Here is a 23,748-nt window from a genome sequence, read left to right on the forward strand (position 1 = left end):
ATATGTCGGGAGAGGAGCCGACACGGCGGACAGGTCGTGCTGGAGCCGGTTCGACTGCCGGCTCCGCGCCGTGTCGTGGAGCCGGATCGTCACCACAACACGGCGCCGGTCACCAGTCCGGGACGGGGGCTCAGGCGTCGTCGAGCAGTTCGGCCGTGACCGCCGATTCGGTATCCGGCACGCCGAGTTCCTTGGCACGCCGGTCGGCCATCGACAGCAACCGCCGGATCCGTCCGGCCACGGCGTCCTTGGTCATCGGCGGGTCGGCGAGCTGGCCGAGTTCCTCCAGGGAGGCCTGCCGGTGTTCGACGCGCAGCTTTCCCGCCGCCGCCAGATGGTCCGGGACGTCGTCGCCGAGCAGTTCCAGCGCACGTTCGACCCGGGCTGCCGCCGCGACCGCGGCACGTGCCGATCGCCGCAGGTTGGCGTCGTCGAAGTTGGCGAGCCGGTTGGCGGTGGCGCGGACCTCACGCCGCATCCGGCGTTCCTCCCAGGTGAGCCGGGTGTCCTGCGCGCCCATCCGGGTGAGCAGCGCGCCGATCGCCTCACCGTCGCGGACCACGACCCGGTCGGTGCCGCGCACTTCCCGCGCCTTCGCCGAGATACCGAGCCGCCGCGCGGCGCCCACCAGCGCCAACGCCGCCTCCGGGCCCGGGCAGCTCACCTCGAGTGCCGAGGAGCGGCCGGGTTCGGTGAGCGATCCGTGGGCCAGGAAGGCGCCGCGCCACGCGGCCTCGGCATCGGCGACACTGCCGCCGACGACCTGGGCGGGTAGTCCGCGCACGGGCCGGCCGCGCACGTCCAGCAGTCCGGTCTGGCGCGCGAGGGCTTCGCCCTCCTTCGCGACCCGGACCACGTACCGGGAGGATTTGCGCAGGCCACCGGCACTGAGCACATGCACATCCGACCCGTATCCGTAGAGTTCGAAGATCTCCCGCCGTAGCCGCCGCGCGATGGACCCCATATCGACTTCGGCTTCGACGATCACCCGCCCGCCGACGATATGCAGACCGCCGGCGAAACGCAGCAGGGCGGACAGTTCGGCTTTACGCGCACTCACCTGTGTTACGGCGAGCCGGCTCAGCTCGTCTTTCACTTCGGCTGTCATCGCCACGAGACGTGCTCCTTTCCACCCAACCCGGACCGCACATCCTGACCCATGTGCCGTCCCTCGACTCGAAGCCCCGGCAACGCCGGCCGGGGCTCGTGGATCAGTTGATCCAGTGCGGCGGCGAGCTTTCCGGCGTCGTGCCGGGCCGTTCCCGCGTCGGCGACATCGGAAAAGACTACTCGTGCCCGCAGTTGCCCGGCCGCTCTGGCCACATGTTCGCGCTCGCGTCCCTCCGGTACGCACCCGGAATCGACCAGAACCTCGTCGACCGCGAAATCCGGTGCGTGCTGGGACAATACATGCAGATGACGTTCGGCGGAGAAACCCGCCGTCTCACCGGGCTGTGCGACCAGGTTCAGAATCAGCACCTTACGCGCCCGGGTATGGACCAGCGCATCGCGCAGGCCGGGCACCAGCAGATGCGGGATGACACTGGTGAACCACGATCCGGGTCCCAGGACCACCGCATCCGCTCGTTCGATGGCGGCGGTGGCCTCGGCGCAGGCGGGCGGGTCGGCGGGCAGCAACCGCACCCGGCGCACCTTGCCGGGGGTGGTGGCCACCGCCACCTGACCGCGGATACAGCGGCTCACCCGCGGGTCGGTTTCCAAGCCCGAGACATCGGCCTCGATATCGAGCGGGAGGGTCGACATGGGCAGTACCCGGCCACTGATACCGAGCAGCTCACCGACCTTGTCGAGGGCGGCCACCGGATCACCCAGCACCTCGGTGAGACCGGCCAGCAGCAGATTCCCGACCGAATGCCCGGCCAGTGCGCCGGTACCGCCGAAGCGGTGCTGCACGGTCCGGGTGAGGACGCCGTCGGCGTCGGCCGCCAGCGCCGCCAGGGCCATCCGCAGGTCGCCGGGCGGCGGAACGCCCAGTTCGCGGCGCAGCCGGCCGGACGAACCGCCGTCGTCGGCGACGGTGACCACCGCGCTGATCCGCCGGGTGAGCCGGCGCACCGCCGACAGGGTGGCGTAGAGACCGTGTCCGCCGCCGAGGGCGACGACCTCGGGACCGTGGCCGGTGACGGGACTGCCCGGGGCACTCATTCGCGCCCCAGATCCCGGTGCAGCACCCGCACCGCATCGACCGGGCCGTCCGCATCGTCGTCGATGCTGCGGCCGGCCAGCTGCCCCAGGGCCTCGGCGATCGCGACACTGCGATGTCTGCCGCCGGTACAGCCCACTGCGACGGTCATGTATCGCTTCCCCTCTTGGCGGTAACCCTGGGTGGTCAGCTCGATCAGATGCTCGCAGGTCCGCAGATAGTCCTCGGCGCCCGGACGCGACAGCACATAGTCACTGACCACCGCTTCCTGACCGGTGTGCTGCCGAAGTTCTGGTACCCAGTGTGGGTTGGGCAGGAAACGCACATCCAGCACCATGTCCGCGTCCAGCGGGACACCGTACTTGAATCCGAACGATTGCACGGTCAGCTGCAGTGCGGCGGGCGTGCCGCCGCCGTAGACCTCCTCCAGTTTCCGGTGCAATTGGTGGATCGACAGCTCCGTGGTGTCGATGACCACATCGGCGGCGGCCTTCACCCCGGCGAGCCGGACCCGTTCGGCGGCGATCCCGGCCGACAGGGTCCCGTCGGCGCTGTCGTTCTGCAGCGGGTGGCGGCGCCGGGCGAACCCGAACCGCCGGATCAGCACATCGTCGGAGGCTTCCAGGAACAGAATCCGGGTGGGCACGCCGCGGGCACGCAACTGTTCGGTGACCGCGGGGAGATCGCCGGTGAAGAAGCGGCTCCGCACATCCATCACGATCGCCAGCCGGCGGATGGGCGGATCCGCCGAGGCGCCGAGTTCGACCATCCGCCCGATGAGTTCCGGCGGCAGGTTGTCGGTGACATACCAGCCGAGATCCTCCAGAACTCGCGCGGCGGTCCCCCGCCCGGCACCGGACAGCCCGGTCACCATCACGACCTCGACCGGGGTCCCCGAACCCGGTCCCCCACCCGGCACCACTTTCGTACTGCTGTTCGATTCGACGCGAGTCATGTACCACCCGGATCTGTGTTCGGGAATGCGTTTCGGTCACCCTGCTGTAGCGCATGCGCCCGGTCCCTGTCCCGGAGCGCAGCAACACCGCCGCGGGGCGCAGGAACAAACGTACGTGACCCGCGCCGGTCACCGCGCTGTTGCGCCGTGCGCCGCGCCGGAGGCTATCGGTCGTGCAGGGCGGCCAGCACCGCCTCCGCGGTGGCCCGGCCGATACCGGGCACCTCGATGATCTCCTCCACGGTTGCTTCCTTCAGCCGGGCCACCGACCCGAAATGCGTGACCAGCGCAGTACGACGGGCCGCACCGAGCCCGCGCACCGAATCCAGCGCGGAGGCCGTCATCCGCCGGGATCGTTTACTGCGATGGAAGGCGATCGCGAAGCGGTGGGCTTCATCACGTACGCGTTGCAGCAGGTAGAGCGCCTCACTGGTGCGCGGCAGGATCACCGGGTCGGGTTCGCCCGGCACCCAGACCTCTTCCAGCCGTTTCGCCAGCCCCACCACCGCGACATCGGTGATCCCGAGTTCGTCGAGTACCTCGGCCGCGGCCGCTACCTGCGGTGCACCACCGTCGACGACGTACAGATTCGGCGGATAGGCGAACTTACGGGGGCGGCCGGTCTTCGGATCGATTCCGGGCCGGGTGGTGATCTCCTCCTCCGCGAGGTCTTCGGCTCCGGGGGCGGTCTCGAACTGTGGCACCTCGGCCGTCCCGGCGAGATCGGCCTGTTCCGTGGCATCGCGTTCCCGGCGCAACCGCAGGAACCGGCGCCGGGTGACCTCGGCGATACTGGCGACATCATCGGAGCGGCCCCCGCCGGCCGCCTCCCGGATCGCATAGTGCCGGTAATCGGATTTCTTGGGCAGTCCGTCCTCGAACACCACCAGCGAGGCCACCACATCGGTGCCCTGGACATGACTGATATCGACACATTCGATCCGCAGCGGCGCGGTATCGAGGTCGAGGGCGTCCTGGATATCCTGCAGCGCCACCGAGCGCGAGGTGAGATCGCCGGCCCGGCGGAGTTTGTGCTGTGCGAGCGCCTCGGTGGCATTGCGGGCGACGGTATCGGCGAGAGCCTTCTTGTCACCGCGCTGCGGTACCCGTACCTGTACGGCGCTGCCCCGCAGTTGCGACAGCCAGCGCTGGACCTCGTCGACATCGGCGGGGAGCTCCGGTACCAGGACCTCCCGCGGGACGACCGCCGCCGTGTGGTCTCCGGCAGTCTGCGCGGCGACCGCGGCCTGCTCACCGTAGAACTGGGTGAGGAACTGTTCCACCAGCGCGGCCAGCTCTCCCCCCTGGTCCGGGGTGTCGGCCGCGTCGCCGGATTTGTCCACCACCCAGCCGCGCTGGCCGCGCACCCGGCCGGCGCGCACATGGAAGACCTGCACCGCGACCTCCAGATCGTCGCCGGCGAAAGAGATCACATCGGCATCGGTACCGTCACCGAGTACTACGGCCTGTTTTTCCAGCGCCCGGCGCAAGGCCTGCACATCGTCGCGGAGCCGGGCCGCGGTTTCGAAATCGAGGTCCTCGGATGCGGCGCGCATCCGGCGTTCCAATTCCTTGACCATCCGGTCGGTACGACCGGCCAGGAAATCGCAGAAATCCTCGACGATACGCCGGTGCTCGTCCGCCGAAACCCGGTCCACACACGGCGCCGAACATTTGTCGATATAACCGAGCAGACAGGGCCGGCCGATCTGCCCGTGCCGTTTGAACACCCCGGCCGAGCAGGTACGGGCCGGAAAAACCCGGAGCAGCAGATCGAGGGTTTCCCGGATCGCCCACGCATGGGCATAGGGCCCGAAATAGCGGACCCCTTTCTTCCGTGCACCGCGATAAACGAAAAGTCGCGGATATTCCTCGTTCAGGGTGACGGCCAGCACCGGATAGGATTTGTCGTCGCGGTAGCGGACATTGAATCGCGGATCGAATTCCTTGATCCAGTTGTATTCCAGCTGCAGCGCTTCCACCTCGGTGGAAACCACCGTCCATTCCACGCTCGCGGCGGTGGTGACCATCTGCCGCGTCCGCGGATGTAATGCCGCCACATCGGCGAAATACGAGTTGAGCCGATTACGCAGACTTTTCGCCTTGCCGACGTAGATGACCTGCCCGTAGGAGTCACGGAACTTGTAGACACCGGGTTCGAGCGGAATACTGCCCGGCTGCGGCCGGTACGTCGCGGGATCTGCCACGGGTCCAAGGTTAGTAGCGACCTCGGACAGACTTCCCCCCGGTCGGATCGCCGCAGGGTTCCCGGCCGGGGATCGCCATCATGGGCCCGTCGCACCGGCGGGCGAGAGTCCGGAGGTTCGGTAGCGCGCCCGCCGCGACGACAGGTCACAGCGTTCGGAGAATCGGTGCGCGGTGGCGCGATCCGCTCGGCGGTTCGGCCGCCGAGAGTCGTACCGGACGGCTACAGTTCGGAATATGCGCCCGGTACAACGGATTCGGTACGCACTGACCATTACGGGCCTGCTCGTGGCCGCATCCCTCAGCGGATGTTCCGGCGAGACCGATACCGCGGGACCGTGTGCGCCGGTGCCCAACGGCACCGCCGTCACCGCCGCCCCCGGCACCGGCTCGGCGGCACCGGCCACCCGCGATCTCGCGACCGACCCGGAGATCGCCTCCGGCTACCGGTCCGATATGACCGCCGTACGCACCACGGGATATGCCGTATCCACCGCCAACTCGCACGCGACCCGCGCCGCCTGCGAGGTCCTGCGCGCCGGCGGTACCGCGGCGGATGCGCTGATCACCGCACAGACCGTGCTCGGGATCACCGAACCACAGGCTTCCGGACTCGGCGGCGGCGCCTTCCTGCTGTACTACAACGCGGAGAACGCGACCGTCGAGGCCTACGACGGGCGGGAGACCGCGCCGGCGGCGGCAACGGAGAACTATCTGCGCTGGATCAGCGATACCGACCGCACCGAACCGCGGCCGGATACCCGCGCCAGCGGGCGCTCCATCGGGGTCCCGGGGGTCGTGCGCATGCTCGGGATGGTGCATGCCGAGCACGGGCACACCGCCTGGCGCGAACTGTTCGACCCCGCCGTCGCCCTCGCCGATCAGGGATTCGAGATCAGTCCGCGGCTGGCCGGGCAGATCGCCGAATCCGCGCCCGAGCTGGCCCGCGATCAGGCGGCCGCCGAATACTTCCTCGAACCGGACGGCTCCCCCAAACCCGCCGGGACGGTACTCACCAATCCGGCGCTGTCGAAAACCTTGGGCACACTGGCCACCGAGGGCGCTGATGCCTTCTACACCGGGCCCATCGCGCAGGACATCGTTGCCGCCACCGCGGCGACCACCGGCGGCCGCACTCCCGGCGCCTTGACGGCCGCGGATCTGGCCGGCTATCGGGCGGTGAAGCGCACACCGCTGTGCACGGGGTACCGGGAACACGAGATCTGCGGAATGCCGGGTCCGTCCTCCGGCGGCACTACCGTCGCGGCCACCCTCGGCATACTGGAGAACTTCGATATCCCAGCCCTGCCGCCCGAACGGATCGACCGCAACGGCGGAGTCCCGCACGCCGAGGCCGTCCATCTGATCGCGGAGGCCGAGCGGCTTGCCTACGCCGACCGCGACAAATACATCGCCGACCCGGATTATGTTCCACCGCCCGGCGGTTCCCCGCAGACCCTGGTCGACCCGGAATATCTGCGAGAGCGGGCCGGGCTCATCGATCCGGGTCGCAGCATGGGCACCGCCCGGCCCGGCGACTTCGGCCCCACCACGCTGGGAGCCGGGCCCCAGACCCCCGAGCACGGCACCAGCCATATCTCGGTGGTCGATTCCTACGGCAATGCCGCGGCCATGACCACCACCGTGGAATCGGCGTTCGGCTCGTTCCACATGGTCGACGGATTCCTGCTGAACAACCAGCTCACCGATTTCTCGGCCGATCCGGTCGATACCGCCGGCGTTCCCGTGGCGAATCGGGTCGAACCGGGTAAACGCCCACGCAGCTCCATGAGCCCGACTCTGGTCTTCGAACCCGGCCCCGGACCCGGGCCCGGCACGCTCACCCATGTGGTCGGCTCACCCGGGGGTTCGGTGATCATCCAGTTCGTGGTGAAAACCCTGGTGGGCATGCTGGACTGGGGCCTGGATCCGCAACAGGCGGTCTCCGCCGTATCGTTCGGTGCCGCGAACACCCCGCTCACCGGGGTGGGCGGGGAGCATCCCGCGATCGATACACGCGATGACGGCTCCCACGACCCGCTCGTCACAGCCTTGCGCGAGCGTGGGCACCAGGTTTCGGTGGCGCCGCAGACGAGCGGGCTCAGCGTCCTGAGCCGCGACGGTGAGAACCATTGGATCGGCGGAGCCGACCCGCGGCGCGAAGGCGAAGTGCTGGGCGATACTCGCTGATTCGGTGAACCTTATGCCGGGCCGGAGCTGAGCTTGGAGGTCTTTCCGGGGCTCCCACTGTGAGTTGCCTCGCCGAATCAGGCGGAAAGGTTGCCGGCCGGTAGCGGATGTGCGATTTTGGGTTCATAGCCCCGATGAGGTGGGCTTCCGGACGAGAGGGTCGTACCCGGCGTGCGACAAGACGACCCGCGGAGGTCGTCATGGCATCGGCATGGATCGTTCTCGTCGTATCCGGTGTGCTGGAAGCGGTGTGGGCCACCGCTCTCGGCAAAACCGAAGGCTTCTCCAAATGGCCGCCCACCCTGCTGTTCGTCGTCGCACTCGTTGCCAGCATGGGCGGGCTCGCCTACGCAATGCGCGATCTTCCGGTGGGCACTGCCTACTCGGTGTGGGTGGGTATCGGAGCGGTACTCACCGTCATCTATGCGATGGCCACTGGCGAAGAACCGGTCACGATCGGGAAGTTGCTCTTCCTGACGATGATCATTTCCGGAGTGGTCGGGCTGAAGCTCGCCCACTGAGCAACACAAAATCGTTTTGACGTCCGCACAGTCCGGCCCAAGATGGCTGCTATAGACGCACCGATTGTGACGTTGCGGAAGATGACCGAGGCGGAGTACGAGCAGGCAACGCGGCATCGCGAAGCCGAAGGAGCCCGTGCACTCGCCGAATTCATGCCCGAAGCGGAGGCGTGGAAGCGGTCGCGACAGGGTACGGCGCACTTCCTTCCCGACGGGCCCGATACCGCAGGCCATCACCTCGTCGTCACCGAGAACGAGTCCGGCGAGGTTGTCGGCAATGCATGGATCGGGCCCGACCCGCAGGATACGACCGGCACAGCCGAATCTGCGTGGCTGTATGACATCAACGTGTTCGAACGCTTCCGCCGCAGGGGCTACGGGTCTGCGATGCCGGCCGTGGCAGAGGATCTGGTTGCCGCCGAGCACCGGACCAGGCTGGGGTTGAATGTGGTGGGCGACAATGCGGCAGCGATCGCGCTGTACCGCCGGAACGGGTACCGCGTTTCATCGATGCATATGGACAAGCAGTTTCCTTCTCGGTGACGCCCGGCGGCGCCGAGGACCGCGGCCGGCCGGGATCGGGTTCCCACGGCGGAGCAACCCGCATCGTCGCGCCGGCCCACTACTCGACCGGCCCTGCGCGTCGACCGCCGTGGGTCAGGCGGCGTCGGTGTACTTCGCGCCGAGCTCGCGGAGGCGGTCCAGGGCGGCGGCGGCGCGCTCACCGTCGTTGGAGCGGATGGCCAGCATGGGAACGTAGTCGTCGTTCACCAGCTCCAGCCGGGCCCACGCCTTCCGGTCGGGGAAGGACACGCCACGAACGTGTTTCCATTCGAATTCATTGTCGCCCAACACATTACGTACCACGACACCGCGTTCACCGGCACGTACCCGTGGCCTGGTGAGAAGTAGTACGGCGATGGCGCCGAAGATGCCGATACACGCCATCGCGAATTGATCGACCACCCGGAAGTTCACCCCGGTGTAGTCCACCCGGAGGAACACCCCGAGCAGTACGAAGGCCACCACCAGACAGATGGCCACGATGAACGCGGTCCGGCGCGCTTTACGCGGGCGCACGTCGAACTCCCACTCGGACGGCTGATCCGCGGCCGGGCTCACACCCCGCCGCAGGATACGCACTACCGGCATCGTTCAGCCCGCCGCGCGCAGCCCGCGCAGGGTCAGGGCGGCATCCAGCGCGGCCGCGGCCGCCTGCTCGCCTTTGTTCTCCACCGAGTCGGGCAACCCGGCCCGGTCCAGCGCCTGCTGTTCGTTGTTCGTGGTGAGGACACCGTTGGCGACCGGGGTGCTCTCGTCCAGCGAGACCCGGGTCAGCCCGGCGGTCACCGCATCGCAGACATACTCGAAATGCGGGGTATCGCCGCGGATCACCACACCGAGCGCGACCACTGCGTCATGAGTGCGGGCCAGCTCCTGCGCCAGTACCGGCAATTCCATCGCCCCGGCGCACCGGGCGACGGTGGTGTGCCGGATGCCCGCGTCCGCGGCCACCCGCTCGGCGTTGGCCACGAGGGTGTCGCAGATCTCGGTATGCCAGCGCGAGGCGACAATGGCCAGGCGCAAGCCCTGCGCGTCGGCGAGCGCGAACTCCGGTACGCCGGTGCCGCTCATCGGTTTCCGCCTTTCGATCCGGCTACGGTCACTGTGCTGTCTCCCCGAGGTCCAGATCGTCCAGACCCACCAGGTCGTGACCCATCCGGTCACGTTTGGTGCGCAGATAGCGCAGGTTCTCGGCATTGGCCCGCACCGGCATCGGTACGCGTTCGGTGATCCGCAGGCCGTAACCGTCGAGCCCGACCCGTTTCGCCGGGTTGTTCGTGAGCAACCGCATCGACCGCAGGCCCAGATCGACCAGGATCTGCGCGCCGGTGCCGTAATCGCGGGCATCGGCCGGCAGCCCGAGTTCGATATTGGCGTCGACGGTATCGTGCCCGGAATCCTGCAGCTGATAGGCCTGCAGTTTATGCATCAGGCCGATTCCCCGGCCCTCGTGCCCGCGCATGTACAGCACCACACCGCGCCCCTCGGCGGCCACCATTTCCATGGCCGCGTCCAGTTGCGGGCCGCAATCGCAGCGCAGCGAACCGAACACATCACCGGTGAGGCATTCCGAATGCACCCGGACCAGGACGTCCTCGCCGTCACCGATATCGCCGCGGACCAGTGCCACGTGCTCGACATCGTCGTAGATACTCTGGTACCCGACCGCGGTGAACTCGCCGTGCACGGTCGGGATCCGCGCCTGCGCCACCCGCACCACATGCTTTTCGTGCTTACGGCGCCAGGAGATCATCTCCGCGATGGAGATCAACGCCAGTTCGTGTTCGTCGGCGAAAACGCGCAGCTCATCGGTGCGGGCCATATGCCCGTCTTCCTTCTGGCTGACGATCTCGCAGATCACGCCCGCGGGCCGTAGGCCCGCCATCCGGGCCAGATCCACCGCGGCCTCGGTGTGGCCGGGACGCCGCAGCACCCCGCCGTCCTTGGCGCGCAGCGGCACCACATGCCCCGGCCGGGTGAAATCGTTGGGTTTGGCATCGCCGTCGGCGAGCAACCGGATGGTGGTGGCGCGATCGGCGCCGGAGATACCGGTCGTCACGCCTTCCTTGGCATCGACGGAGACGGTGTAGGCGGTCCCGTGCTTGTCCTGGTTCACCGCGTACATGGGCGGCAGGCCGAGACGGTCGCAATCGTCACCGGTGAGCGGTACGCAGATATACCCCGAGGTGTACCGGATCATGAACGCCACGAGCTCCGGGGTGGCTTTCTCGGCGGCGAAGATGAGGTCGCCCTCGTTCTCCCGGTCCTCGTCGTCGACCACGACGACCGGTTTACCGGCCGCGATATCGGCGACGGCGCGCTCGATGCTGTCGAACCTGGTCACGTCTGCAATGCTCCATCTCGATTGGTCGCTGATCACACTACTGGGTCCGTCCGGCCCGTCCGGGCGCGGCCGGAAGTATCAACCGCGCTGATGGAGGCGCTCGACGTACTTCGCGATCACATCGACTTCCAGGTTCACCACGGTCCCGGCAGCGGCGGAGCCGAGATCGGTCAGGCTCAGTGTGGTCGGGATGAGGGAGACCTCGAACCAGTCGCGGGCGCCGTCGGCGGCCGGTGTTCCGGCGCGGCCGAGCCCGGATACGGTGAGCGAAATACCGTTCACCGTGATGGACCCCTTCTCCACCACATATTTGGCGATCGGGTCGGGCAGCGAGATCCGGACGACCTCCCAGTTCTCGCCGGGCGTGCGGGTCAGGACGGTACCGGTGCCGTCGACATGGCCCTGCACGATATGGCCGCCGAGACGGCTGTTCACGGCGGCGGCCCGCTCGAGATTGACCTGCGCACCGGGGACGAGACCGCCGATACTCGACCGGCGCAGCGTTTCGCCCATCACATCGACGGTGAACACATCGTCGATGACATCGACCACGGTGAGGCACACTCCGTTGACCGCAATGGAATCGCCGTGCCCGGCATCGGAGGTGACCAGTTTGCCGCGGATGGTCAGCCGGGCCGCATCGGTCAACTGTTCGCAGGCGACGATCTCACCCAGCTCCTCGACAATGCCTGTGAACATGCCTTCTCCCGTTCGCATCGGTGTTCCGCCTACGGAACGGCGCCAGCGGTACCGAATATTCCCAGTTCGCCGTCCACGACCAGACTAGTTGGCGCCCGCGCCCGCGAACCATGGCCGCCCACTCGCCGGAACGCCGTTGGTCCGATCACATACCGGTGCGGCACGGCCGAGCGGACCTCCTCGGCCCCGGCCGGAAATTTTTCGGTTGAATGACCGTCATCACAGTTTCCACACAAGGACAGGTAAACCCTCCAACGAGCGACTATATGGTCCGGACCGGTTCCCGGCGATTCATCTTTTCCCGGCCGAGACCGCATCGAAACCGGAAATGTTCCTCGATTTGCGCGCTCACACCGGCCGACGCAATATGGTGAGGTGATCGGTCCACCGCCCTCGACCACCCCGCGGCGCGGCCGGGCACGATATTCACCGATGACGGCCACCGCCGCGGAAGACCGTGCGCCACAAGCCTTCACGAACAACCGGATCGAATCACCACAACGCGGCCGGAACCTACGGCCGCGGATCGGCGATCCGGCACCCCTCACCCCAGCGACAGTGTTGTCCGGCTACCGGATCCCGCGGTGACAGCACCGGGCGGATCCGCGCGGACCACCGAGACCGCACCCGATCAGGCACGTCCACCACTCGAGGAAGCCCGAGCGTCATGACCACATTCACCGAGTCCGCCCTCGACCAGCATTGCCGGCGATACCGGGAGCGGGATCTGCTGCCGGCCGTGGTCGATCCGGTATCGCAACGCATCCTGCTGCATATCGGCGCCGCCTACGGAGCGGTGACCATGCCCACCGAACTCGGCGAACCGGTACTGCAGCGGCTCCGGGCCGCCGGATCGGCCGGGCCGGTTTTCGCACATCCCAGGGCCGGGCGCTGGACGTTCCTCACCGGCCCCACTCGACACAACGAATTCCCGGCCGCTGCCGCGGCCGAACTGTTCCGCCGTTACACCACGGTTGCCGGCACCGGTAGCCAGATCGTGCTGCCCTCCGCCGAGGACGAAGCCAGCGGTTACCGACTATGGGTGGCCGGGCCGGATACCTACGGCACCCGGCCCCCGCAGCAAGCGGTGATCGACGCGGTCTGCGCGAGCGCTCACCACACTTCCTGAGTGCGCGACCGGCCCCGGGGAGTCGCTCTATGCGCGCGAGTCGCAGATACGCACCCCGGCGGCCGGACCACTGCCGGCGGTCGGACATCGTTGACGAGCCGCCCGGCCACGGCGGTCACCGAATCGCAGGCGCAGTCGAGTGGGTCGTTACCGCGGAATACCCCCGCGCGGACGCGACCGGGGTTCAGTGTGCGGCGTGATGCGCTGACCTGGCCGCGGCCGCCTGACCGCGCAGTTTCTCCACGGTCGCGCCCGGGTCGGCAGTGTTGTACACGGCCGATCCCGCAACGAAACAGTCGATCCCGGCCGCGGCGGCCTGTTCGATGGTGTCGGCGTTGATCCCGCCGTCGATCTCCACCACCAGCCGCAACTCCCCCGCGTCGACCAGCCGCCGCACGGTCTTCGCCTTGTCCAGTACGGCGGAAATGAACGACTGGCCGCCGAACCCCGGCTCGACACTCATCACCAGCAGGGTGTCGAAATCGCGGAGAATCTCCAGGTACGGCTCGATCGGCGTATTCGGTTTCACCGACAGTCCGGCTTTCGCCCCGGCCGCCCGGATATCCCGGGCCACCGCCACCGGATCGTCGGTCGCCTCGGCGTGGAAGGTCACGTTGTAGGCGCCGGCCTCCGCGTAGGGCGGCGCCCATCGCGCCGGATCCTCGATCATCAGATGGCAGTCCAGCGGAATATCGGTGGCCTTCAGCAAGCTCTGCACCACCGGCAGACCCAGTGTCAGGTTCGGCACGAAATGCGCGTCCATCACATCGACGTGTAGCCAGTCGGCACTCGCCACCGCCTCGGCCTCATCGGCCAGCCGCGCGAAATCCGCGGACAGGATGGACGGGGCGATCATCGGGGCCGCCGGACGGGTGAAGGTGGGCTCGGACGCAGTCACGCGGCGCAGTCTAGTGCGGTCCGGCGCCGCCGCCGAATGCGCCCGACCGCGCCGACGTGCCGGGTCGGGCTGCGGGGATTCGCCGGTGCAAGGGGCGCGAAACCCCGGGCGCGCCGATACGCCGCAAACCCAGTAACCTGCCAGAGTGATCAATACTTCGGCGGAAGAGGGGATTCACGGCTCCCCGGTGGAGATTCGAGTGGCGGCATCGGTGACGCAGCTGCCGATCGTGCGCGGTCTCGCCGAAACTCTGGTCCTGCTCAGCGATTTCACCTTGGACGAGGTCGCCGATATCCGGCTCGCGGTGGACGAGGCCTGTTCGACGCTGATCGGCCTGGCGGCACCCGATACCAGCCTGCTGTGCGTGTTCACCATCGGCGAGACCGATCTGCGAGTGCGCGTCGCCGGGGTCGCAGGCCGGGAGGGGCTGCCCGATTCGCGCAGTTTCGGCTGGCATGTGCTGCGTACCCTGACCGATGCGGTGGACGCCCGGCAAGAGCCCTTCGACCAGCAGGTTTCCGGATTTCCGACAGCGGTCGAGTTCCGTCGGGTCCGGGGGAAAGCGTGACCGAACAGGACAAGCCGCTCGACCCTCCTACCGGCACGCCCGATACTCATGGTCCGGAACCCGATTCCGGCCCGGGCCCCGATACCGCGGCGGCCGCGGAGGCCCGATCGGCTGCGGAAGCCGCCTCGGCCCCGGACGCCGATTCCGAGACCGAGGCGGAGCTGGCGGATTCGGGTAAGGCCGGCGGGTACGACGATGTCGCGGGCCTGTTCACGCAGTTGGCGGCCGCGGAACCGGAATCGGCGCAGCATGCCACGCTGCGTAACGAGCTGATCGGCCGCTGTATCCCGCTGGCCGACCATATCGCCCGCAAGTTCAGTGGCCGCGGGGAGCCGTTCGACGATCTGACCCAGGTGGCCCGAGTGGGACTGGTGCACGCGGTAGATCGTTTCGATGTGTCGCGCGGTTCGAATTTCCTGTCGTTCGCGGTGCCGACGATCATGGGCGAGGTACGCCGGTATTTCCGGGACAACACCTGGGCGATGCGGGTGCCGCGCCGGGTGAAAGAAACTCATCTGCGTATCGGTGCGGCGGTGGATGCCCTCTCGCAATCGCTGGGCCGGTCGCCGACGGCCAAGGAGATCGCGGCCGAGCTCGATGTGGATCCCGACGAAGTAACGCAGGCCGTGATCGCCGGCAACGCCTACCAGCCGACATCGATCGATGCGGCGTCGGTCGGCCGCGATACCGATGCCTCGCTGCTGGACACGCTCGGCGAGGAGGAGGCGCAGTTCGACCGGGTCGAGGAGTATGTGGCGATCCGGCCGCTACTGGCGGGCCTCCCGGAGCGGGAGCGCCGGATCCTGACCATGCGGTTCTTCGAATCGATGACCCAGACGCAGATCGCCCAGCAGATGGGGATATCGCAGATGCACGTATCGCGTATTCTCACGAAAACCCTGGCGCGGCTGCGGGAACAGTCGTCGCGGGAGTAAGTGCGCCGGTTCGTTTCCGGTAACTGTTGTGTCTGGTTCGCGGATCGGTCTACCCTCATCTGTGAGAGATCGAGTGGGTAATTATCTCAACGAACCATTCACAAGGTGAGGCCATGACCACAGAAACCGTCGCCCGGCAGTGCACCCTGTGTGAGGCCCACTGCGGCATCCTGGTAACCGTCGAGGATTCGGCCGTCACCAGGATCGAAGGAAACCCCGAGGACGTGCTGTCCAAGGGGTACATCTGTCCCAAGGCGACGGCGATGGCCGGCCTCCACGACGATCCGGATCGGTTACGCACTCCGATGCGGCGGGTGGGAGACCGGTTCGAGGCGATCGGCTGGGACGAGGCGTTCCGGGAGGTCGGCGCCCGGCTGCGGCAGGTACGGCGCGACCACGGCCCCCACGCGGTCGGTATGTACCTCGGTAATCCTGCAGCACACAATTCGGCGATCATGTACGCCATGGCCTTACGGGTCGGCCTGATGACCCGCAACTTCTACACCGCTTCCTCCATCGATCAGTTCCCCCAGGAGTTCGTGGCCTGGCAGATGTACGGCTCGAATTTCCTGATGCCCATCGCCGATATCGACCGCACCGATCGGCTGGTGATCATCGGCGCCAATCCGGCGGTGTCCAACGGTTCGGTGACCACCATGCCGGGCGCCAAGAACCGGATCAAGGAAGTACGGGCCCGCGGCGGCAAGGTCGTGGTGATCGACCCACGGCGGACCGAAACCGCGCGGCTGGCCGACGAACATCTCGCCGTATTGCCGGGCGGCGACCCGTACCTGTTGCTGGCCGTCCTGCACGTACTGCTCACCGAGGACCTGTGCGACCGGACCGCCGTCCGCACGCAGTGCGCCGGATCGGATACGTTGCGGCAGCTGGTATCCGGGTTCTCCCCCGAGGAGGCCGCACCGTACGCAGGCGTCGACGCCGCGGCCATCCGGCGACTGGCCCGCGAACACGCCGAGGCGAAATCGGCGGTGATGTACGCCCGGATCGGGGTCTGCCAGACGCTCACCGGGACGATCACCCACTGGCTGGTCAACACCATCAACGCGGTCACCGGGAACCTCGACCGGCCCGGTGGCCAGATGTACGCCACCCCCGCGGTGGACCTGCTGCCGCTGGCGCGGCGGATGCCACCGTTCCACGGTGCCTGGACCGACCGCTCGGGCAAGTACAAATCGTTCCGCTTCGAACTGCCTGTGGCCGCCTTGGCTTCCGAAATCCTGGACGAGGGCCCGGAACAGATCCGCGCCATGATCACCTATGCCGGGAACCCGGTTCTGTCCACCCCGCAGCGCGGGCAGCTGGACAAGGCGCTGAGTTCCCTGGACTTCTACGTGGCCGTGGATATGTACATCACCGAAACCACCCGCCACGCCGATATCATCCTGCCGCCGGTATCGCCGCTGGAACGCGAGGATCTCGACATCCTGCTGACCATGTTCAGCGTGCACAACAACATTCGCTACAACGCGCGGGCGGTCGACGCCCCGGCGGACGGTCTCGAGGACTGGGAGATCATGGCCCGGCTGACCACCGAGATCCTGCCGCTGCCGGTCCGTTCGCTGACCGGCCGGGCCCTCAACGCGGTATTCGCCCGATTCAGCCCGGTGCGCGCGGCAGCCTTGGGTATCGCGGTCGGCCCACACGGTGTACTCCGCCGGGGCCGCCGCGGCGTCACCCTGACGAAAGTCCGCGCGGCCCGCGGCGGGATCGATCTGGGACCGCTGCGTCCCCGGCTGCCGTCCCTCATCGCCACCGCTGACCGGAAGGTGCAGCTCGCGCCGGCAAGCTTCGTCGCCGAAGCACGCCGGTTGCTCGCCGACGCCGGCTCCGCGCGCGGCCAGGGTTTCGACCTGCGTCTGATCGGCCGCCGCCATCTGCGGAGCAACAATTCGTGGCTGCACAATGTGCCGTCGATGGTGAAGGGCCGCGACCGCTGCACCGCGCTGATGCATCCCGACGATGCCGCCGCACGCGGCCTGGCCGACGGCGACCAGGCGACCGTGAGTTCGCCGATCGGTGCCATCGCGGTACCGGTGGAGATCAGCACCGATATCCGGCCCGGGACGGTAGCCATCCCGCACGGCTGGGGGCACCGCGAACCGGGCGTCGGCTGGACCGTGGCGGCCTCGCTGCCGGGCGCCAACGTCAACCTGCTGCACGATCCGGAGCAGGTGGACCGTATCTCGGGGACCGCCGCGGTGAACAGCACCTGGGTCAAGATCGAACCGGCCGGGACAGCGGCGGCCACCGCCGGCTGATACGCCGAGACGATATGCGTCCTCGTCCAGCTATCCGCCGGTTGCTTGATCTCTGGTTTTGCGTAACTTCGCGGGAGCGACGAGCCACCACGCGGCGTCGAGTAGTTCCCGCAATTGCCCGGTGTCGACCCGCTCCAGGTCGATGAGGATGTAGGGATATCCGTCGTAGTGCGGGGTGGTGTAGAAGGCCGGATCGCCGGAGGCCAGCAGGGCTTGTTTCTCCGTCATCTCGCAGCGCAGCGCAAGACCGCCCTCGGCCTCCGTGCGCAATCGAGCGAAACTCTTACCCGATACCTTCAGCGCCGGGGTCCGATAGGAGGTCGATTCCGCGACTTCCGGTAGTTCGGTGGCAAGTCCGACTACGTTCTCCCAGGTGAGGCTCATACCGTCGAGTCTGCCCGGGTCGGTGGCGGCAGGCTTGGAAATCCGTCGCCTGCCGCGCGAGCCCGGCTGCCGCGCTACTGCGGTTTGCGCAGGGCGGCCACGAACATGGCGTCGGTGCCGTGCCGGTGCGGCCACAACTGCACCGCCGGTCCGGCGCCGAGCCCGGTGACGCCGGGGAGCAGCTCGCGGGCGTCCAACTGTTCGGCCCCGGTACGACGCACCGTATCCGCCACCACCGCAACGGTTTCGGGTAGGTGCGGGGAGCAGGTCGAGTAGACCAGGACGCCGCCGGGTCGCAGCAGATCCCAGGCCGCGGTCACCAGTTCACGTTGTAGCGCCACCAGCTCCGCGACATCTCCCGGGGTGCGCCGCCAGCGGGCCTCCGGGCGGCGGCGCAGGGCGCCCAGTCCGGTGCACGGGGCGTCGACCAGGATCCGGTCGTAACCGGCGGGCAGACCGCTGTCGCGGCCGTCGGCGATATGTACCTCGACCGGCATGTCCCGGGTCGCCGAACGCACCATTTCGGCGCGATGCGCGGCCGGTTCCACCGCATCCACCCGGTAGCCGTCGATACCGGCGAGCGCACCCAGCAGTGCGGTTTTACCGCCCGGCCCCGCGCACAGATCGAGCCAGCGTCCGGTATCCGGGCCGTGCAGCGATGCGCGGGTGAGCGCGAGCGCCACCAGCTGACTGCCCTCGTCCTGTACCGCCGCCATTCCCTCGCGGACCGGTTCCAGCGAGCCCGGGTCGCCGCCCTCGAGATACACCGCGTACGGGGACCAGCGGCCTTCCTCACCGCCGGTGACGAGAGCGAGTTCCTCGGCGGTGATATCACCGGGACGGGCCACCAGATGCACCACCGGACGGGCGTCATCGGCGGCGAGCAGATCACGCAGTTCACCCGCATCAGGACCGAGTGCGTCGGCGAAGGCCTGGGCGATCCATTCCGGGTGCGCGTATTCGAAGGCCAACCGGCCGACCGGGTCCGGCGGGGCCAGCCGCGCCACCCAGTCGTCCGGTGAGCGTTCAGTGACCCTGCGCAGTACAGCGTTGACGAATCCGGCGCGGCTCGCACCGGATTCGGCACGAGCAAGTTCCACCGCGGTATGCACGGCGGCATGTGGTTCGACACGAGTGCGCAGCAATTGATAGGTGCCGAGGCGCAGGACATCCAGCAGCGGACCGTCGATATCCGTGATCTCCCGGCCGGCGCATTCGGCGATCACCGCATCGAGAACGCCGAGGCTGCGGCACGCGCCGTACCCCAGTTCGGTGGCCAGCGCGGCATCACGGCCCTGCACGGAGTATTCGCGCAGGAACGCCGGGAGCACCAGGTTGGCATAGGCATCCCGCTCCCGGACCGCGCGCAGGGTTTCCAGCGCGACGGTGCGCGCCGGATCCTTGACCCGTTTCGGCCGCGCCGTGGATTCTCCACGGCCGGGACGTGTCCGGTCGGTACCGGACCGCTTACCGGCACCGGACGTCCTGGATCCGCCACCCGAACGCCGGTGGTCGTCCTCGCGCCGTCGCGGCCCGTTCGTGCTGCGCCTGTCGCCGCCCTCGGCTGCCCGGGAGCTCCCGCGGCCCTCGGACCGCGCGGAAGTGTCACCACGCCGACCTGCCCCCGTATCCCGGCCTGCGCCCGTATCCCGGCGTTCGCTCGAATGCGGGCCACCCTCGCGACCACTGTTCGCGCGGCCCCGATCCGCTCGGCCCTCGCCGAATTCGTTGCGTTGCCGAGGATCCGACCGGCCGCCATGTGCCGGTGCGCCCCGACCGGCAGCGCGGCCGCCCGAATCCGGCCCGCGCCCTTGCTTTTCGCGACGGGCCGGCCCCTCGCCCCGGTAGTCCGACCGTTTCCCACCGAAACCCGATGACTTCCCGCCGGGTCCGGCGTCCCCCCGGTGGTCGCCCTTCGCGAAACCTCCGGGGCGATCACGGCCCGCTCGCTTTTCCGCCGGGGAATCGCCCCGGCGGCCGCCGCCTTCGGTGTTTCGACCGGTTCCGTTCCGGTGGGGACCACCGGGCTTCGTACCCTTCGCCCGCCTGTCGGTGTGTCCATCGCTCGGCGCCGCCGAGGAACCCGGGCGATCGCGACCGGTACCGGCGCGGTTCTGCGAGCGGGAATCGGGGGCATTACGGGGTCCCGGCCCGGTCGCGCCGCGGTCTGCGCCCGAATTGCGATCCATACTGCCGGCCCCGCCCTCCGTGGATTCGGGGTGGCGCCGGAAACCGCGTGGCCGCTCGGCGGAGCCGGTCATTCGACCACCGCGCCGGGCTCCAGGCGGGCGCCGCGCGCCCAGTCCAGCGCCGCCATCATGCGTTTGCCTTGCGGCTGCACCTGCTCCAGGCGTACCGCGGTGGTCGCGGTGCCGATGTAGACGCCGGTTTTACGTACATCGATCTGCCGTTCCGGCAGTGCCTCCTCGACCAGTTCCACGGGGCCCAATTTGAGCCGGTTACCGGCCACGGTCGTCCAGGCGCCGGGATGCGGTGTCACCGCCCGGATCGCGCGGCCGACCGCGAGGGCCGGTTGATCCCAGCGCACCTGCGCCGCCTCCACGGTGATCTTCGGTGCGTAGGACACGCCCTCGGTGGATTGCGGAATCGCCTGCAACGTCCCGTCTTCCACACCGTGCAGTGTCTGTTCGAGCAGGGCGGCCCCGCTGTCGGCCAGCCGGGCCAGCAGGTCCGCGGCAGTATCGGTGACGGCGATCCGTTCGGTCACCACACCGTAGACCGGCCCGGTGTCCAGGCCTGTTTCGATCCGGAACGTGGACGCCCCGGTGATCTCGTCGCCCGCCGCGATGGCCGCCTGTACCGGAGCCGCGCCGCGCCAGGCCGGAAGCAGCGAGAAATGCAGGTTGATCCAGCCGTGCCGCGGAATATCGAGGATTTCCGCGGGCAGGAGCGCGCCGTAGGCGACCACGGGGCAGCAATCCGGCGCGAGCTCCGTGAGGGCCTCGACGAATTCGGGTTCGGCAGGTTTGCGCGGTGTCAGGACCGGGATGCCGTATTCGTCGGCGAGCTGCCCGACCGGCGAGCGCTGCAATTTCCGCCCACGACCGGCGACAGCGTCCGGGCGGGTGATCACGGCGATCACCTCGTGCCGCGATTCGATCAGCCGGCGCAACGACGGGACGGCCGGTTCGGGAGTACCGGCGAAAACGATCCGCATCAGCGGTCCCGCTCGGCCAGCGCGCGACTGGGCCGGACGGTGATACCGGCCGTGAACCAGTCGGACTCACGGATGGTGCGCATGGCCTGCTTGCGGTCCGGTGGATCGAGGCGGTCGATGAAAAGTGTGCCGTCCAGATGATCGGTTTCGTGCTGGACACAGCGCGCCAGCAGTCCCTCGGCCTCGAACTCGACCGGTGCGCCGGTCATATCGACCCCGCTCGCGCGCACCCGCATGGCCCGGCGGGTGTCGTGATTGACTCCCGGTATCGACAGGCAGCCCTCCGGGCCGATCTGTTCCTCGTCGTCGAGGGCGGTCCAGACCGGGTTGATCAGGTGGCCCCGGGCATCCCGGGTGTCGTAGACGAAGACCCGCAGGCCGACTCCGATCTGCGGCGCGGCCATCCCCACCCCACCGTCGTCGTACATGGTGTCGGTCAGGTCGGTCACCAGCTGCCGCAGTTCGGGGCCGAATTCGGTGACCTCGGTCGCGCGGGCTCGCAGGATCGGATCGCCGAACAGGCGGACGGACTGGACGGTCAAGGTCGGCTCCCGGAGACATGAGACTGGGCAAGAAGAATCCATTCTAGGTCGCCCCGCGGACCCACCGACACATACGGGGTCTTCCCGCCCGGAAGCTACCGCGCGCAGCCGCCCGGCCACAGTGCCGAGTTCCGCTACCTGGGCAGCAACCCGCCATAAAGACGTTTCACCGACGACGCCTGATAAGGGCGCCCGCCGGTTATCGGACACGCTGTCAGATATTTCCCCCGATGATCACTTGGGGAATCCCGGTGCCGAGTGCGACCGGCACGCAGACCGGCTCCGGCGCATGGCCCGGGTCGAGAACCTCGAGCACCAGTTGCGCCACGAACGGGTCGTACACCATATGGAAGTGCCCGGTGAGATCCGCGGGGCAGCGATCCTGCACCACGATGTTCTCCACTCCGGGCCCGCGCAGTGCGATATTGCCGAACGGCTGGATCATCTCGTCGACCCGGCTGCCGATCGTCGCGTATCGGACGCCGGGGACGGTATCGCCGCCGGCGTTGAGGTCCAGCATGAACGGTGACCCTTGTGCCTGTTGAACGGCCGCCACCGAGATCGTCTTCTCCGCCACGGTCAGCGCGCCGGGTATCTGCTGCGCCACCGGCACCAGTCCGTACATGACACCGCCGTAGGTGGGGGATGCGAGACCGACCCAGGTGGCAACGGCGGGCGCGCCACCCAGCTTGTTGATGTAGTACCGGGTCATATTGGCGCCCTGGGAGAAGCCCACCAGGTCCACCTGGGGTGCCCGGGTGGCGGACCGGACCTGGTCCACGAAGTCGGCGAACTGATGGGCGCTGAGCACGATGTCCTCGGTGCCGAAGCTGATCGCGCCGGGTTTACCGCCGTAGTTGAGGGCGAAAACGCAGAACCCCTCGTCGACCAGGCGCGGGCCGATGGCCGACCAATCGGTGTACGCGCTCGCGTCGGTGCCGTGGGCCAGGATCACCGGACGCGGATGGGCCGCGTCCGGGACACAACCGAAATCGTTGACTCCCCGCGGTACGGCGGCGGGATGATCCTTCATGTACAGCACGGCGCCGAGATGATCGGCCTGCGGCGGCGCCCATTCGGTGGGGACCTCCGGGGGAAGGTATCCGGCAGGCTGGGCGGTGCTTGCGGCCGCGCCGAGCAACACCGACCCAGCCAGTGCGACGGCCACCGTCAGCACGCGCCTGCCGAACCCGCCGTGCCGGCGGGCCGACCACAGAAAACGTTTCACCACATAATCTTCCACCTTCCCGCCACGCCGGAAAACCGGTGGCCGAGGTCTTGATCACCCCGTTACTTCGTGGTGTCCTCGTCGCCGGCCAGGATGCGGTACAGCGCTTTGCGTGCCTCGGTGAGCACCTCGGCCGCCTTGGCCGCCTGTTCCGGGGTGCCGGCGCCTGCGACCTGCGCGATCGCGCCCATGAGCGGTGGGACCAGCGCACGTAGATCGCTGGTGTGGGCGCCGACGCCTTCCTTGACCTCGGCCCACGGATCACCGAGTTCGGTCCGGTGTTCGGCAACGTAGGCGGTGCCCGTCTCGGTCAGTTGCGCGGTTTTCCGGCCGGCGACCTTCTCGATGGTGATCAGGCCCTCGTCTTCCAGCTGGGACAGTGCGGGGTAGACCGATCCCGGGCTGGGGCGCCACAGGTCGTCGCTGCGTTCCCGGATCTGCTGGATCAGTTCGTAACCGTGCATCGGGCGTTCGGTGAGCAGTAGCAGCACCGCCGCCCGCACATCTCCGCGCCGCCCGCGACCACCGCGCCCCCGCCCACGGCCGAAGCCCGGACCGAAACCGGGGCCGAAACCGGGCCCGAAGCCCGGACCACCGAAACCGGGTGGGCCACCGTGCCGGAACCCGCCGCGGCCGGGCCCGTGTTCCATATCGGGACGATGACGCCGGGCCCAGCGGAGCCGTTCCTTGCGAAAGTCCGAGTTCTCCATGTCTTCCATTGCAGCCTCCTGAGCTACTCGATCTGTTTGCATAGCATCGACGATATATCGGCAATCTATCCATGGCAACCCCCGAGTCCGAGATTGCGGTGGTAACGACACCCCCTACAGCGGGCACAGCGCGAACCGACAGCCGTCAGCAATGTCGAGTCGTGTGCTGAACCGAGCCAGCGAAGATGCCGATACACGGCCTCGGCGGGCCGACAGCGCACCGCCCGAGTACACGGTGGCCCATGAGTGGGGCAC

Annotated in this window: 21 protein-coding genes, 1 pseudogene and 1 riboswitch; of the genes and pseudogenes, 7 read left to right on the top strand and 15 right to left on the bottom strand. The window is 68.2% G+C overall.

The window, feature by feature from the left end:
• Window positions 1-130 precede the first annotated feature (130 nt).
• The 4 genes from whiA to uvrC form a co-directional block, all read right to left on the bottom strand.
• A complete protein-coding gene (whiA, locus tag ON22_RS15655; protein WP_174375588.1) occupies window positions 131-1,108 on the bottom strand; it encodes a DNA-binding protein WhiA in 978 nt (325 codons plus the stop codon).
• On the bottom strand, window positions 1,105-2,166 hold the full coding sequence (locus ON22_RS15660; RefSeq protein WP_033241637.1) for a gluconeogenesis factor YvcK family protein: 1,062 nt from the start codon (window positions 2,164-2,166) through the stop codon (window positions 1,105-1,107). Before ON22_RS15660 ends, whiA begins: the two co-directional genes overlap by 4 nt.
• Entirely contained in the window at window positions 2,163-3,038 is an 876-nt protein-coding gene (rapZ, locus tag ON22_RS15665; RefSeq protein ID WP_373280865.1) for an RNase adapter RapZ, read from the bottom strand. The genes ON22_RS15660 and rapZ overlap by 4 nt, the downstream gene beginning before the upstream one ends.
• A 245-nt stretch (window positions 3,039-3,283) precedes the next feature.
• Window positions 3,284-5,326 (bottom strand): excinuclease ABC subunit UvrC, encoded by a 2,043-nt coding sequence (gene uvrC / locus ON22_RS15670; protein WP_033241636.1) that lies wholly within the window; start codon window positions 5,324-5,326, stop codon window positions 3,284-3,286.
• A gap of 235 nt (window positions 5,327-5,561) precedes the next feature.
• Here uvrC and ON22_RS15675 point away from each other — a divergent pair, with 235 nt between their 5' ends.
• From ON22_RS15675 to ON22_RS15685, 3 genes are all read left to right on the top strand, one after another.
• The gene (locus ON22_RS15675; protein ID WP_033241635.1) at window positions 5,562-7,514 is read left to right on the top strand and encodes a gamma-glutamyltransferase family protein; all 1,953 of its coding nucleotides are present in this window, start codon (window positions 5,562-5,564) and stop codon (window positions 7,512-7,514) included.
• Window positions 7,515-7,637: 123 nt separating this feature from the next.
• Window positions 7,638-7,705: riboswitch (guanidine-III (ykkC-III) riboswitch) on the top strand.
• 9 nt (window positions 7,706-7,714) lie between these two features.
• On the top strand, window positions 7,715-8,035 hold the full coding sequence (locus ON22_RS15680) for a DMT family transporter (RefSeq protein ID WP_033241634.1): 321 nt from the start codon (window positions 7,715-7,717) through the stop codon (window positions 8,033-8,035).
• 81 nt (window positions 8,036-8,116) lie between these two features.
• Complete coding sequence (locus ON22_RS15685; RefSeq protein ID WP_033241633.1) at window positions 8,117-8,578, top strand: GNAT family N-acetyltransferase; 462 nt, start codon at window positions 8,117-8,119, stop codon at window positions 8,576-8,578.
• A 114-nt stretch (window positions 8,579-8,692) separates the two neighbouring features.
• On the opposite strand, the gene ON22_RS15690 is transcribed toward ON22_RS15685, so the two are convergent.
• The 4 genes from ON22_RS15690 to ON22_RS15705 all read right to left on the bottom strand — a co-directional run bounded on the left by ON22_RS15690 (window position 8,693) and on the right by ON22_RS15705 (window position 11,642).
• A complete protein-coding gene (locus ON22_RS15690) occupies window positions 8,693-9,187 on the bottom strand; it encodes a PH domain-containing protein (protein ID WP_051157679.1) in 495 nt (164 codons plus the stop codon).
• Window positions 9,188-9,190: 3 nt separating this feature from the next.
• On the bottom strand, window positions 9,191-9,670 hold the full coding sequence (gene ribH, locus ON22_RS15695) for a 6,7-dimethyl-8-ribityllumazine synthase (protein WP_033241632.1): 480 nt from the start codon (window positions 9,668-9,670) through the stop codon (window positions 9,191-9,193).
• Window positions 9,671-9,698: 28 nt separating this feature from the next.
• A complete protein-coding gene (locus ON22_RS15700; protein WP_033241631.1) occupies window positions 9,699-10,943 on the bottom strand; it encodes a bifunctional 3,4-dihydroxy-2-butanone-4-phosphate synthase/GTP cyclohydrolase II in 1,245 nt (414 codons plus the stop codon).
• 78 nt (window positions 10,944-11,021) lie between these two features.
• A complete protein-coding gene (locus ON22_RS15705; RefSeq protein ID WP_033241630.1) occupies window positions 11,022-11,642 on the bottom strand; it encodes a riboflavin synthase in 621 nt (206 codons plus the stop codon).
• Window positions 11,643-12,309: 667 nt separating this feature from the next.
• Between ON22_RS15705 and ON22_RS15710 the strand changes: the two genes are divergently transcribed.
• Window positions 12,310-12,771 carry a hypothetical protein gene (locus tag ON22_RS15710; RefSeq protein WP_033241629.1) on the top strand — a complete coding sequence of 154 codons (462 nt, stop codon included), beginning with the start codon at window positions 12,310-12,312 and terminating at the stop codon, window positions 12,769-12,771.
• 184 nt (window positions 12,772-12,955) lie between these two features.
• Here ON22_RS15710 and rpe read toward each other — a convergent pair whose 3' ends face one another.
• A complete protein-coding gene (rpe, locus tag ON22_RS15715) occupies window positions 12,956-13,627 on the bottom strand; it encodes a ribulose-phosphate 3-epimerase (protein WP_033242319.1) in 672 nt (223 codons plus the stop codon).
• 187 nt (window positions 13,628-13,814) lie between these two features.
• On the opposite strand from rpe, the gene ON22_RS15720 reads away from it, so the two are divergent.
• The 3 genes from ON22_RS15720 (at window position 13,815) to ON22_RS15730 (ending at window position 17,451) form a co-directional block, all read left to right on the top strand.
• Window positions 13,815-14,237: an ATP-binding protein gene (locus tag ON22_RS15720; RefSeq protein ID WP_043740180.1), complete on the top strand. Its 423-nt coding sequence runs from the start codon at window positions 13,815-13,817 to the stop codon at window positions 14,235-14,237.
• Window positions 14,234-15,172 (top strand): RNA polymerase sigma factor SigF, encoded by a 939-nt coding sequence (locus ON22_RS15725; RefSeq protein WP_081595605.1) that lies wholly within the window; start codon window positions 14,234-14,236, stop codon window positions 15,170-15,172. The genes ON22_RS15720 and ON22_RS15725 overlap by 4 nt, the downstream gene beginning before the upstream one ends.
• 113 nt (window positions 15,173-15,285) lie before the next feature.
• Window positions 15,286-17,451, top strand: coding sequence for a molybdopterin oxidoreductase family protein (locus ON22_RS15730; protein WP_033241628.1), 2,166 nt, complete (start codon window positions 15,286-15,288; stop codon window positions 17,449-17,451).
• Between the two features lie 30 nt (window positions 17,452-17,481).
• Here ON22_RS15730 and ON22_RS15735 read toward each other — a convergent pair whose 3' ends face one another.
• From ON22_RS15735 to ON22_RS15760, 6 genes and pseudogenes are all read right to left on the bottom strand, one after another.
• The gene (locus tag ON22_RS15735; RefSeq protein ID WP_033241627.1) at window positions 17,482-17,835 is read right to left on the bottom strand and encodes an MmcQ/YjbR family DNA-binding protein; all 354 of its coding nucleotides are present in this window, start codon (window positions 17,833-17,835) and stop codon (window positions 17,482-17,484) included.
• A gap of 74 nt (window positions 17,836-17,909) precedes the next feature.
• A pseudogene (locus ON22_RS36335) lies at window positions 17,910-19,322 on the bottom strand (RsmB/NOP family class I SAM-dependent RNA methyltransferase); the annotation flags it as partial.
• Window positions 19,323-20,092: 770 nt separating this feature from the next.
• Window positions 20,093-21,013: a methionyl-tRNA formyltransferase gene (gene fmt, locus ON22_RS15745; protein WP_033241626.1), complete on the bottom strand. Its 921-nt coding sequence runs from the start codon at window positions 21,011-21,013 to the stop codon at window positions 20,093-20,095.
• Window positions 21,013-21,555, bottom strand: coding sequence for a peptide deformylase (gene def, locus ON22_RS15750; protein WP_033241625.1), 543 nt, complete (start codon window positions 21,553-21,555; stop codon window positions 21,013-21,015). The genes fmt and def overlap by 1 nt, the downstream gene beginning before the upstream one ends.
• 214 nt (window positions 21,556-21,769) lie before the next feature.
• Window positions 21,770-22,783, bottom strand: coding sequence for a lipase family alpha/beta hydrolase (locus tag ON22_RS15755; protein ID WP_373280864.1), 1,014 nt, complete (start codon window positions 22,781-22,783; stop codon window positions 21,770-21,772).
• Between the two features lie 62 nt (window positions 22,784-22,845).
• Window positions 22,846-23,502, bottom strand: coding sequence for a PadR family transcriptional regulator (locus ON22_RS15760; protein ID WP_033241624.1), 657 nt, complete (start codon window positions 23,500-23,502; stop codon window positions 22,846-22,848).
• Window positions 23,503-23,748: the final 246 nt, after the last annotated feature.

The sequence above is a fragment of the Nocardia carnea NBRC 14403 genome (assembly GCF_000308515.1).
GTDB lineage: Bacteria > Actinomycetota > Actinomycetes > Mycobacteriales > Mycobacteriaceae > Nocardia > Nocardia carnea.